This window comes from Citreimonas salinaria (assembly GCF_900107235.1).
GTDB classification, from domain to species: Bacteria; Pseudomonadota; Alphaproteobacteria; order Rhodobacterales; family Rhodobacteraceae; genus Citreimonas; species Citreimonas salinaria.
In genome coordinates, this window is sequence record NZ_FNPF01000005.1 from 309,876 (window position 1) to 322,567 (window position 12,692).

General features: G+C 67.3%; 8 protein-coding genes. 4 read left to right on the top strand and 4 right to left on the bottom strand.

The annotated features are described in order from the left end of the window. Positions 1-37 precede the first annotated feature (37 nt). Positions 38-934 carry an SPOR domain-containing protein gene (locus BLW27_RS09295; RefSeq protein ID WP_245710825.1) on the bottom strand — a complete coding sequence of 299 codons (897 nt, stop codon included), beginning with the start codon at positions 932-934 and terminating at the stop codon, positions 38-40. A 175-nt stretch (positions 935-1,109) separates the two neighbouring features. Continuing rightward, entirely contained in the window at positions 1,110-2,174 is a 1,065-nt protein-coding gene (locus tag BLW27_RS09300) for an Mrp/NBP35 family ATP-binding protein (protein ID WP_089882459.1), read from the bottom strand. A gap of 278 nt (positions 2,175-2,452) precedes the next feature. On the opposite strand from BLW27_RS09300, the gene BLW27_RS09305 reads away from it, so the two are divergent. Both BLW27_RS09305 and BLW27_RS09310 read left to right on the top strand, forming a co-directional pair. Further along, entirely contained in the window at positions 2,453-2,671 is a 219-nt protein-coding gene (locus BLW27_RS09305) for a DUF1127 domain-containing protein (protein ID WP_089882527.1), read from the top strand. Between the two features lie 757 nt (positions 2,672-3,428). Next, positions 3,429-6,596, top strand: coding sequence for a valine--tRNA ligase (locus tag BLW27_RS09310; protein WP_089882461.1), 3,168 nt, complete (start codon positions 3,429-3,431; stop codon positions 6,594-6,596). A gap of 412 nt (positions 6,597-7,008) precedes the next feature. On the opposite strand, the gene folE2 is transcribed toward BLW27_RS09310, so the two are convergent. Together folE2 and metZ are read right to left on the bottom strand one after the other, a co-directional pair. Next, the gene (gene folE2 / locus BLW27_RS09315; RefSeq protein ID WP_089882463.1) at positions 7,009-8,109 is read right to left on the bottom strand and encodes a GTP cyclohydrolase FolE2; all 1,101 of its coding nucleotides are present in this window, start codon (positions 8,107-8,109) and stop codon (positions 7,009-7,011) included. A gap of 119 nt (positions 8,110-8,228) precedes the next feature. Continuing rightward, positions 8,229-9,428: an O-succinylhomoserine sulfhydrylase gene (metZ, locus tag BLW27_RS09320; RefSeq protein WP_089882465.1), complete on the bottom strand. Its 1,200-nt coding sequence runs from the start codon at positions 9,426-9,428 to the stop codon at positions 8,229-8,231. 279 nt (positions 9,429-9,707) lie between these two features. Here metZ and BLW27_RS09325 point away from each other — a divergent pair, with 279 nt between their 5' ends. Both BLW27_RS09325 and BLW27_RS09330 read left to right on the top strand, forming a co-directional pair. After that, a complete protein-coding gene (locus BLW27_RS09325) occupies positions 9,708-10,640 on the top strand; it encodes an alpha/beta hydrolase (protein ID WP_218141094.1) in 933 nt (310 codons plus the stop codon). Between the two features lie 71 nt (positions 10,641-10,711). Next, positions 10,712-12,595 (top strand): monovalent cation:proton antiporter-2 (CPA2) family protein, encoded by a 1,884-nt coding sequence (locus tag BLW27_RS09330; protein WP_089882469.1) that lies wholly within the window; start codon positions 10,712-10,714, stop codon positions 12,593-12,595. Positions 12,596-12,692 lie beyond the last annotated feature (97 nt).

The following is a 12,692-nucleotide window of genomic DNA, read 5'->3' on the forward strand; positions in this document are numbered from 1 at the left end:
CCCGTCCCACCGGCGCCGGATCGTTTCGAGCAAGGCGCTAGCCGCTGACCACGTAGGCGTCGGTGAAGCCCGACGCCTTGATCTTTTCCAGAAGCGCCGCGCGCTCGGCGGCGTTTCGCGCGGGGCCGACGACGACGCGCCAGAAGGTCTTGCCGTTCGAGCTTTCCTTCTTGACCGTGGGCACCATCCCCGCCTGGCGCATGGCCGTGGCGGTGTTCTCGGCGTTCTGCTCGACGCTGAAGATGCCGATCTGGATGTAGGCTCGGTCGAGGGTGGCGGCCGCCGCGCGCGGTGCGGGTGCAGGCGTTACGGTCGGCGCGACCTCCGCGGCAGCAGGTCGCTGCGCGGCCGGCGCTTGCATCGCGGACGATGCCGGCTGCGCCGGCTCCAGCGAGCTCGTCTCGACCGCGAGTTCGGCTTCGGACAGGGTGTCGTCCAGCCCGGCCTCGCTGACCGCGGGCGCGGCGGGCAGCGCGTCGGTCTTCACCGTTTCGCGCCGCAGCGCGACCACGTCGAGGTTGGTCGGCTGACCGGCCAGCATGCCCAGCGCGGCGGCGGCATCCGACGAGATCTGCAACCGCGGCCCGGGCGTTTCGCGCTCGCGCCGGAACAATGCGCCGATGACGACTTGGCCGTTCTGCTGGTTTCGGATGATCACGCGCTCGGGCTCGTCCACGTCCGGGTGCGCCGCCCAGACGCCGCCCAGCGACGGGCGCCCGTCCCAAAGCCCCGCCTCGGTGGCCTGAAAGACCTCGGGGGCCTCTATGTCGCGCTCGGTCGTCTGCGTCGCCGCCCCGGTCGCGGCGCGAGTGGCGCCGTCGCCGCGCGCGAAGGGGCCTTCCCCATCGGCGCAGGCCGCCAGTGCCAGAAGCCCGGCGGCAAGAAGGACGTGGCGGCCGGCACGGCCGGGCCTGGTCGACGTGGAACGGATCATTGAACTGCCTCGTGCCTTGCCTTCGTTCATGCGCGACGCGCGTCCGCGCCGTCGCCTCGGACGGATGTCTGTGGCATCCTTTGGCCGGACGATATCGCGTTAACGACAGCAAGGGAAGCGCTTCGGGGCGCCCGCGCCGCGCGGGTGGCGCTTGCCCGCCAAGAGGGACAGGGCGTCAGACGATGCCGCCGTCGATCAGCCGGCGCGCCAGCGCGGCGTAAGCCTGCGCCATCGGTCCGTCGCCCAGCGCAACGGGTGTACCCGCGTCGCCTGCCAGCCGGGTCTCGAGGTCGATCGGCAACTGGCCGAGCAGCGGGATGCCCAGCCGCTCGGCCTCGCGCGTCACGCCGCCATGCCCGAAGATGTGATGTTCGGACCCGCAATCCGGACAGACGAACACGGCCATGTTCTCGATCAGGCCCAGCACCGGTGTCTTCAGTGTCGCGAAGGCGTCCAGCGCCTTGCGCGCGTCCAGCAACGCCACGTCCTGCGGGGTCGACACGACGATTGCGCCGGTGACCTGCGATTTCTGGCACAGCGACAGCTGCACGTCGCCGGTCCCGGGCGGCAGGTCGACGATCAGCGTGTCGAGATCACCCCATTCCACCTGCATCAGCATCTGCTGCAGCGCGCCCATCAGCATCGGACCGCGCCAGATGGCGGCCTTGCCCTCTTCCAGCATCGAACCGATGGACATGAGAGTCACCCCATGCGCCCGCAACGGAATGATGGTCTTGCCGTCGGGGCTGGCGGGGCGCTTCGTCAATCCGAACATGCGCGGCTGGCTGGGGCCGTGGATGTCGGCGTCCAGCAGGCCCACCGCCTTGCCCGCGCGCGCCAGGGCGACCGCCAGGTTCGACGACACGGTGGACTTGCCCACCCCGCCCTTCCCCGAGCCGATGGCCAGGATCGTCTTGACGCCCGGCGGCTTCATCGGCCCGTCCTGCGGCTTGGCGTGCCCGCCGATCTTCAGCGACGGCGGGGCCTTCGCTTCGGTCGGGGCGGACAGCGCCGCATTCGCGCCGACGATGCCGGGCACACCGGCCGCGGCCTCTTCGGCGGCGCGGCGCAGCGGCTCCATCTGGCGGGCGATCGCGGCGCTGGGGGCCTCGATGACGAAGCGGGCGACGCCGTCATCGACCCTTAGCGCTCGAATCATGTCGCGGGACACCAGATCGCCGCCATCCGGCAGCGCCAGCCGGCCCAGCGCATCGCGAACCGCTTCGGCAAGTTCAGACATCGCTCAACTCCTGACCATCCTGCCCGCTTAGGTGGCGCGGAAAACCGCGCGCCGCAAGACGTGCGGCCAAACGCGCGACTTCTACGGCGCGATGCCAAAGAAACAAGCATCCTGCTCATGCGTTTTCTGCATGGCAGCATTGAAGGGGTGTCTATTGTGCGCCTGCAGCATTCGAACCATCTTGAGGCCAACGCAGCGACGATCGCAACGAGCTGATGCGGCGGCGCTGTCGGAAGACGACACGCGGCCCGATGCCGCCCGAAACCGAAAGACGCACCATGGCTTACATGACACAAGGCGCACTGCGCGCACAGGGTGGACTGCTCGGCCGCCTTGCCGAGGCCCGGACCGCACTGGGCGAACGACTTGCCCGCCGCGCCATCTACCGGCGCACCCTGAACGAGATGTCCGCCCTGTCGGACCGCGATCTGGCCGACCTGGGCATCCACCGCTCGCAGGTGCGCAGCATCGCATGGCAGGCCGCCGACGAGGCCTGAGACGAGTTCTCCGACGGGTTTCTCCTCCTCCCTGCCCGGCGGACCAATGACCGGTCTTGTCCTCCCTCGACCGGTCACCTGACGGTTTCGGCTTGTGCCGGCACCGGACAAAAAGCGGCGGCTTCGGTCTCCTCCTCCCTCCGGGGCCGCCGCTTACAGGAGTTCGAGGCTCGAGCCTCACGGTCAAGACCTTCGCTGGACTGACCGATGGAACACCAGGCGCTTATACGCGCTTGCAGACAGGGGTATGAAGCTGCTCCGAGAAACACCGGACGCCACGGCGTCCCGAGCTTGTGAAGGCCGCTCTCCTCCTCCTTGCGGTCTTTGCAATCCGCGGTGGCGCCCACCTCCTCCCGGGCGTCACCGCACAAGATACGGGCCACACTGCCCAGACTTCGTGAAGGCCGCTCCTCCTCCTCCCTGCGGTCTTTGCGCACCACGCGGCGGCGTCCACCTCCTCCCGGGCGTCGCCGCACGAAACACCCGGATGCGCTTGCATCCTCCAGACGTGAAGGCCGCTTCTCCTCCTCCCTGCGGTCTTCGCTTTCCCGCGGTGGTGCCCCTCCTCCTCCCTGGCGCCGCCGCGGACCCTGTCGACCGGGCCGCTTTCCTCCTCCCTGCGGTCCGTTTCCCTGAACCGCGATGCGCTGGCCGCATCGCGGTTTTTTCTTGGTCGGACGCCGGTGGCGCGGCACCGGCCTTCCCCTTTGCGCACGCTTTCGCTAGACCCCGTCCGACACGTGACGAGGGACGCAAGATGCCACTGGAAAAGACTTTCGACGCCGCCGAGGCCGAACCGCGCCTGACCCGGAAGTGGCTGGACAGCGGCGCCTTCCGCGCCGGCGCCAACCGGTCGCGCCCCGAGTCGTTCTGCGTGATGATCCCGCCGCCCAACGTTACCGGCGCGCTGCACGTGGGCCACGCCTTCAACAACACGCTGCAGGACATCCTGGTGCGCTGGCACCGGATGCGCGGCTTCGACACGCTGTGGCAGCCCGGGCAGGACCACGCCGGCATCGCCACCCAGCTTCAGGTCGAGAAGAAGCTGATGGCCGAGGAAGGCAAGAAGCGCACCGATCTTTCGCGCGAGGAGTTCCTGGCACGCGTCTGGGAATGGAAGGGCCAGTACGGCGGCACGATCATCAACCAGCTGCAGCGGCTGGGATGCTCCTGCGACTGGGAGCGCAACGCCTTCACCATGGCCGGCGCGCCGGGCGACCCGCGCACGGGGCACGAGAACAGCCCCGATTTCCACGACGCGGTGATGCGCGTCTTCGTCGACATGTACGACAAGGGCCTGATCTACCGCGGCAAGCGGCTGGTCAACTGGGACCCGCATTTCGAGACCGCGATCAGCGACCTCGAGGTCGAGAACATCGAGACGCCAGGCCACATGTGGCACTTCAAATACCCGCTCGAGAACGGCAAGACCTACACCTACGTCGAGAAGGACGAGGACGGGAATGTCGTGCTGCAGGAAGAGCGCGACTACATCTCCATCGCCACCACCCGCCCCGAAACGATGCTGGGCGATGGCGCGGTGGCGGTGAACCCGTCCGACGAACGCTACGCCCCGCTGATCGGCACGCTGTGCGAGATCCCCGTCGGTCCGAAGGAACACCGCCGCCTGATCCCGATCATCGCCGACCATTACCCCGATCCGACCTTCGGTTCGGGCGCGGTGAAGATCACCGGCGCGCATGACTTCAACGATTACGGCGTCGCCAAGCGCAACGACATCCCGTGCTACCGGCTGATGGACACGAAGGGCGCGATGCGCGCCGACGGCGACGACTACGCCACCGCCTCCGGCATGGCGATGTCGGTCGCGCGTGGCGACATGACCCTGAGCGAGACCGAGGTCGACGCGATCAACCTGGTTCCCGACCACCTGCGCGGGCTGGACCGCTTCGAGGCGCGCGAGATCGTCGTGCGCGAGATCACCGAGGAAGGCCTGGCGGTGATGACGCGGCAGGACGACCCGCGCCTTGGCGCGGCGGCACGACCGCACGAGACCCCCGAGGAGGGCGAGGAAGCTCCCGGCTCCCAGTTGGTCCCGCTGGTGGAATCCAAGCCGATCATGCAGCCTTACGGCGACCGCTCGAAGGTGGTGATCGAGCCGATGCTGACCGACCAGTGGTTCGTCGACGCGCAGAAGGTCGTGGGACCCGCGCTCGACGTCGTGCGGGGCGGCGACATCACGATCATGCCCGAAAGCGGTGAGAAGACCTATTATCACTGGCTGGAGAACATCGAGCCGTGGACGATCTCGCGCCAACTGTGGTGGGGGCACCAGATCCCGGTCTGGTACGGGCTGAACCTTTCGGCGCCGGGCTTCCGCGACGACGAGGGCGACGGCGCGCTCGACATGGTCGAGATGAGCCGCGTGCTGTCAGAGTTGACGTTCGGCGACGAGATCCACCACGCCGCCACCGGCTTCGATGCGGTGCGCGAGAAGTTCGCCGACGCGCTTTCGGGGCTGCCGAACCCGCTGAACCACGCCCGCGTGGTCGAGGTCGACAATCGCGCCGACGCAATCCACGCGCTTGCCGAAAGCTGGGCGGAATACGAAGCGACTCAGGACCTGATGAAGCTGGTCTATCCCGTCTGGCGCGAGGCGGACGTGCTGGACACATGGTTCAGTTCGGGCCTCTGGCCGATCGGCACGCTGGGCTGGCCCGAGGATACCGACGAACTCAAGCGCTTCTTCCCCACCAGCGTCCTGATCACCGGCTTCGACATCCTGTTCTTCTGGGTCGCCCGGATGATCATGATGCAGCTTGCCGTGACCGGTGAGGTGCCGTTCCGCACGGTCTATCTTCACCAGCTCGTCCGCGACGAGAAGGGCAAGAAGATGTCCAAGACCACCGGCAACGTGATCGACCCGCTGGAGATCGTGGACCAGTTCGGCGCCGACGCGCTGCGCTTCACCAACGCCTCGATGGCGTCGATCGGCGGCGTGCTGAAACTGTCGGTGGACCGGATCGCCGGCTACCGCAACTTCGGCACCAAACTGTGGAACGCGGCCCGCTTCGCCGAGATGAACGGCGCGTTCGACGGCCACGCGACGCGCAGCACTCCGCCCGCGGCGCAGGCCACCGTCAACCGCTGGATCATCGGCGAGACCGCGCGTGTGCGCGAAACCGTCGATGCCGCGCTGGCCGAGTACCGCTTCAACGACGCGGCGAACGCGCTATATGCCTTCGTATGGGGCACAGTCTGCGACTGGTATGTCGAATTCTCGAAGCCCCTGCTGGACAAGGGCAGCGAGGCCGCGCCGGAAACCCGCGCGACGATGGCCTGGGTGATCGACCAGTGCCTGATCCTGCTGCACCCTATCATGCCTTTCATCACCGAAGAACTGTGGGACACGCTGGGAAAGCGGGACAAGATGCTGGTCCACGCCGACTGGCCGCAATATCGCGCGGCGGATCTGGCCAGCGATGATGCGGCGCGCGAGATGGGTTGGGTCATCGACGTGATCGAGGGCGTGCGCTCGGTGCGGGCACAGATGCGCGTACCAGCGGGGCTCTACGTGCCGATGCTGGTATCAGAGATCTCGGATGACGAACGTGCTGCCTGGGACCGCAACGAGACGCTGATCAAGCGGCTGGCGCGGATCGAGTCGCTGGAGACTGCGCAGACCTTCCCCAAGGGCTGCGCGACGATCCCGGTGGGCGGCGCGGTTTTCGGCCTGCCGCTGGCCGACATCATCGACGTGGGTGCGGAAAGGGAGCGCCTGGAGAAAGCGCTGGCCAAGCTCGACAAGGAGATCATGGGCCTGTCGGGGCGGCTGTCGAACCCGAAATTCGCCGAAAGCGCGCCCGAGGAGGTGGTCGAGGAAGTCCGCGCCAACCTCGCCGCGCGCGAGGCCGAGGCAGACAAACTGCGCCAAGCCAAGGCGCGTCTCGACGAGATCGGCTGACGCGCGCCGGACGTGAGCGGATGGGGGCGCTTCCCCCCATGCGCTCGAGACCGGCGTGCTAATTTCTGATCGCCGGGGTTCTGCGTCGTCATTTCGGAAATCCGGCAGACTTCTTTCTCGAAGAGAAAGCCGGGTTTCAGCCTGCGTTCAGCATGGCGGCGTCATTCGGTTGAACATTTACCGGTTGACAGCAAGCGCCTTGCGCAGCGCCGCCCCGTAATCGGAAGGGCAAAGGCAGGCCCCTTGACACCGCCGTACGCAGCGTGGGTAGCGCGCAATGCAACTGGTAGCTTCCCCAGACCGCAACCCGGCCAGACCGGGCCACGCGATCGATCTGCAGATTGCGATGGCTCCTGCGCGACCGCGCGATGAACGCGCCGACCCTCTTGCATCGAGCGACTGATGGGTTCCCTCAGCCCACGTGGAACAGCGTCGAGAACAGCTTTGGATCCAGGCTCTGCGCGGCGAAGGTCTCACCCTCGGACAGGACCGACACGGCGTCGTGGCTGTGCAGGCTTTCCTGATGGCTGGCGACCACGCGGTAGTCGCCGATGCGACCGTCGCGCTGGCAGCCTTCGGCGAACAGCCGCGCCGCGTCCTCTACGAAGATCGGGTTGGCGGCGTTGAGCTCGGCGAAAGCCTGTTCGTCCTCGCGCTTGACCATGACCTGCGTCTCGGTCGGCACCGCCTTGCGGCACATCTCGACCAGGTCCTCGAACCAGAGGCAGGTCTTGCCCGTCAACTCGACCGATATCCGCGCGACCGAACGCTGCGAATGCGGCGTCGCCAGCTGACCGCGTTCGCGCCGGGCATGCTCGGACAGTTCCAGGGAGCACGGGCAGGTCGAGGAATAGACATAGTCGAGATGCATGATCTTGCGGCGCTGGCCCGCCGTTTCGACCAGTTCCAGCGCGATGTCGTAATACTGGTAGCCCTGCAGCCCCGAGCGCAGGCTTTCCAGCTTCATCGGGAAGCGGAATGCCATCGAGATGCGCGCGTCGAAGCTGCCGAGGTCGGCCTTGTAGTCGTCCAGCGCGGCCTCGACCACGCCGAAGCTGAATGTCTTGTCGGCATGCGCGTAGAAACTGCGCATGATCCGCGACATGTTGATGCCCTTCTTGTCGGCGTCCAGGCTGACCGTGCCGGTCACGCTGGTTTCCAACGCAAGGTCGCCGTTGTCGCGCGTGCGGTAGCGGATCGGCAGGCGGAAGTTCGAGATACCCACGTGCTGGATCGCCCGGTTCGCGCCCTTGATCAGGCTGGACGGGCCGTTCTGAAGGTCGGGCAGCGTGGACTTGTAGACCGTATCGACGGCGAAGTCGTCCGGGTAGACTCGGCGCAGCGCGGGATAGGGTGCCACGCCGGCATCACCAGCCAGCCCGACCAGCGCCGGATTAAGCTCCGCGATTTCGGCATCATGCGCCTTGCCAGCCCATTGCCGCAGCACGGCCAGCGCCGCGGCGGCTTCCTCGCGGCTGGGCTTGCGGTCGATCTCGGGCGTATGGATGTTCATCGTTCTACCGTTCCTGTCGCGTCCCCACGCGTAACGTAGGGTACGGCTGCGTTCATTTCCACTCGTCAAATGATACGCAACAGCGCCGCGACCGGATCATTCCGCACGCGCAACGGATGTCAGAGCGGCTCGAGCGCCTGCAGGAAGTCCGCGATCAGATCGTCGGGCGCCTCCAGCCCGGCCGATATCCGCACCACGCCGTCGCCGATACCCAACGCAGCGCGCACCTCGGGCTCCAACCGTTGGTGGGTGGTGGTGGCGGGATGCGTGACGATGGTCTTGGCATCGCCCAAATTGTTCGAGATCACCGCGATTTGCAGAGAGTTAAGGAAGGCAAAGGCCGCTTCCTTCCCGCCCTTAAGGTCGAGCGCCAGCATCGTGCCGCCGGCGCCAAGCTGGCGCATCGCAAGGTCGTGCTGCGGGTGCGACGGCAGCCCGGGATGGATCACGCGGGCCAGCGCGGAATGCCCCTCGAGCGCCTCGGCTATCGCCTTGGCGCACGTGGTCTGTGCGCGCACGCGCAGGTCCAGCGTCTCGAGGCCTTTCAGCATCACCCACGCGTTGAAAGGCGAGATCGAGCCGCCGGTATGCTTCATATAAGGCTCGACCACGCCGCGGATATGGTCTCGCGTGCCCAGGATCACGCCGCCCAGGCAGCGGCCCTGCCCGTCGATGTGCTTGGTGGCAGAGTAGACCACCAGATCGGCGCCCTGCTCAATCGCGCGGGACCAGACCGGGGTCGAGAAGACGTTATCCACCACCACCAGCGCGCCCTGCGCGTGGGCCAGCCTCGCGACCGCCTCGATGTCGACCAGTTCCAGCACCGGGTTCGACATGGACTCGAAGAAAACCGCCTTCGTGTCGGGGCGGATCGCCTCGCGCCACTGGCCTAGGTCCGCGCCGTCGACGAAGGTGACCTCGACCCCGTAGCGGGTCAGCACCTCTTCGAGGATGTAGAGGCACGAGCCGAACAGCGCGCGCGCCGAGACCACGTGATCGCCCGCCCGCAGCATCGAGACCAGCGCGCCGTTGACCGCCGCCATGCCGGATGCGGTGGCGAAGGCATCCCCGGCCCCTTCGAGCCGCGCGATGCGGTCCTCGAACATGGCCACTGTCGGGTTGCCGTAGCGGGCGTAGATGAACTCGTCTGGACCGGCGCCGATAAAGCGCGCTTCGGCCGCCTCGGCGGTGTCGTAGACGAAGCCCTGCGTCAGGAACAGCGCCTCGCTGACCTCGCCATATTTGCTGCGCCGCGTGCCGCCGTGCACAGCCTCGGTTCGCTTGTCCAGTCGCGGCGCGGTCGCGTCGTGCTTGCTCATGATCCCTCCCAGCGCGCCCTGCGCGCAAACAAAAAGCCCCGATCGCGGTCAAGCGAAAGGAGCCCTTCGTCCGACCTCTTTAGCGGTTTTTAGAGGTTTGCCCCCCGGTGGCCCGCAATCCGGTTACAAATCGCCACAATCGGCCCTTATTCCGGGATCGGGCGGAAATCAAGCCCGTTGCGCGGGGCCCGCACGCACCGTCACGCGGAAGTAACCGATCCTTCACGTCCGCGTCGCACGCTTGAGGCAGGAAGCACGCAACATCTGGTGGAGGGCGACATGCCCATACTACGGATCACTGCGCAGGACGGCGAGACGCGGCTTTTCCGCAGCGACCAAACCCCAATGACGGCGCTTGCTGCCGCGCTGGACCACGATCCCGGCCCGATCACCGTGATGATCCACGGCTACAAGTACCTGCCCGGACACCCCGACCACTGCCCGTTCGACCAGATCCTGTCCCTCGCGCCCGCGCGCCCCGGTCCGCGCGTGGTCAGCTGGCCCCGGCGGCTGGGTCTGCGCGGCCGCCACGGCGAAGGGCTCGGCCTTGCCTTCGGCTGGGAAGCCCGCGGCACGCTGCGCGCAGCCCATGCCCGCGCCGCGCTGGCCGGCGACGCGCTGGCGGCGCTACTGGCCCGCCTGCAGGCTGTGGCGCCCGGCCGCCCGGTGCGGATCGTCGCGCATTCGATGGGCGCGCGTGTCGCGCTGCGCGCTATTGCCCTTTCGCCGCCGGGCGTGGTGCGCTCTGCCGTGCTGATGGCCGCGGCCGAGTTCGACACGACGGCAATGGTCGCGCTCAATTCTCCCGGCGGATCAGGCTGTTCGGTGCTCAACGTCACCAGCCGCGAGAACGACGTCTTCGACTTTTTGAGCGAGCGAATCCTGCCGCTGCCGGTGCCCGGCGCGCGGATGCTGGGCGCCGGTGCGCTCTGGCTGCCCAACCTGGCGCATCTGCAGATCGACGACCCGCGCAGCCTCTCGGCACTGGCCCGCGCCGGCTACCGCATCGAGACGAGCAGGCGCCGCGTCTGCCACTGGTCGCCCTACCTGCGCGCCGGACTGTTCCCGCTTTACCGCGCCGTGCTGGCCGAGGATCTGACGCTGTCGCGGCTGCGCGGCATGCTGCCGCCGGCGACCGAGCCGCGCTGGGCAGGTCTTCGCCGCGGCGTGCGGGCACTGTCTCTGGCGGCGAGGTTCTCGGCGCGGATCTGAACGGACCGCCTGTTGCTTTCCTACCCGGCCCGGCCTCATCATGAGTCGGGCAGGCAGAACACGGGCAGCCCATGGACAGCTTTCTCTTTCAGGCGACCATCATCCTGGGTGCCGCGGTTATCGCGGTGCCCATCGCCGCACGGCTGGGGCTTGGCTCGGTCCTGGGCTACCTGCTGGCAGGCCTCGCGATCGGGCCGGGCCTGGGGCTGATCGCCAACACGTCTGACCTGCAGCATTTCGCCGAGTTCGGCGTGGTGATGATGCTGTTCATCATCGGGCTCGAGCTCGAGCCGAGCGCGCTGTGGAACATGCGCCACCGGCTGATCGGTCTGGGCGGTTTGCAGATCGTGCTGACCGCGGCGGCAGTGATGGCGGCGTCGATGCTGGCGGGGCTGGCCTGGCAGACGGCGCTGGCGGTTGGAATGGTGCTGGCGCTGTCCTCGACGGCGATCGTACTGCAGACCCTGAACGAGAAGGGCCTCATGCAGACCCGCGGCGGGCGGTCCACCTTCTCGGTGCTGCTGACGCAGGACATCGCCGTCATCCCGATGCTGGTTGTGCTGCCGCTTCTGGCGCTTGCACCGCCGGCCCTGATCCGCGGCGACGGCTCGATCGAGCGCATCGAGCCCGAGCACGCCGAAGCAGCCGAACACGCGATGAGCCTGGTCGAGGGCCTGCCGGGGTGGGGCGCCGCCCTCGTGACGCTGGGCGTGGTCGCGCTGATCATCGTGGCCGGCGTCTACGGTGCGCGCCCCTTGTTCCGCTTCATCCACGCGGCCCGCCTGCCCGAGATGTTCACGGCCGTCGCCCTGCTGATCGTGGTGGGCATCGGGTTCCTGATGATGCTGGTCGGCCTGTCGCCGGCGCTCGGCACCTTCCTGGCGGGCGTGGTTCTGGCGAACTCGGAATTCCGGCACGAACTGGAATCCGACATCGAGCCATTCAAGGGCCTGCTGCTGGGGCTGTTCTTCATCACCGTCGGCGCCGGCATCGACACCGGCGCCTTCCTGGCCGAGCCGTTCGTCATCCTGGAACTGGCGCTGGGATTGATCGCGCTGAAGGGCGCGATCCTGTTCGGGCTGTCGTGGGCCTTCGGGCTGCGCCACCGCGACCAGTGGCTGTTCACGCTGGGGCTGGCGCAAGCGGGGGAATTCGGCTTCGTCCTGATTTCCTTCGGGCTGCAGCAGAACGTGATGACCGAGGTTCTGGGCGGCCGGCTGCTGCTGGTGATCGCGATGACCATGCTGATCACGCCGCTGCTGTTCATCCTGCAGGATCAGCTGGCGCGTCGCACGCCGGACCGCAAGGACGACATGATCCCCGACGAGATCGACGAACAGGGGCCGGTCATCATCGCCGGCATCGGCCGCTTCGGGCAGGTGGTCAACCGGATGGTGCAAAGCTCGGGCTTCAAGACGGTGGTGCTCGACCACGACATCGAGACGATCCAGCTGATGCGCCGCTTCGGCTTCAAGGGGTTCTTCGGTGATCCGACCCGTCCCGAACTGCTGCACGCCGCAGGAATCCGTAACGCGCGCGTGCTGGTGGCCGCCTTGGACGACCCGAAGGCGGTGATCAAGCTGGTGGCCTATGCCCGCCGGCTGCGGCCCGACCTGCACATCGTCGCGCGGGCGCGCGACCGGACGCACGTCTACCGCCTCTACCAGGCCGGTGCGAACGACATAGTGCGCGAGATGTTCGACAGTTCCTTGCGGGCCGGACGCTATGTCTTGGAGAACATGGGACTGAGCGAATACGAAGCTGCGGTGGCGCGGGACACGTTCTACAGCCACGACCGCCGCACGGTGCGCGAACTGGCGTCCCTCTGGGACCCCAGCGTGTCGCCGGCCGAGAACGCCGCCTATATCGAACGCGCCAATGAATTGGAGAAAGAGCTCGAGACGGCACTATTCACCGCGCTCGAAACACGGCCGAAGTCGGACAACGCGGCCTAGATCGTATCGCCCTTGATTGGATTCGGGATTCTCAAGGCGTTCTTTCTGTGATTCCCTGCCGATATGGCAGATATGGGGGGCAGAGATGGGTAAACCG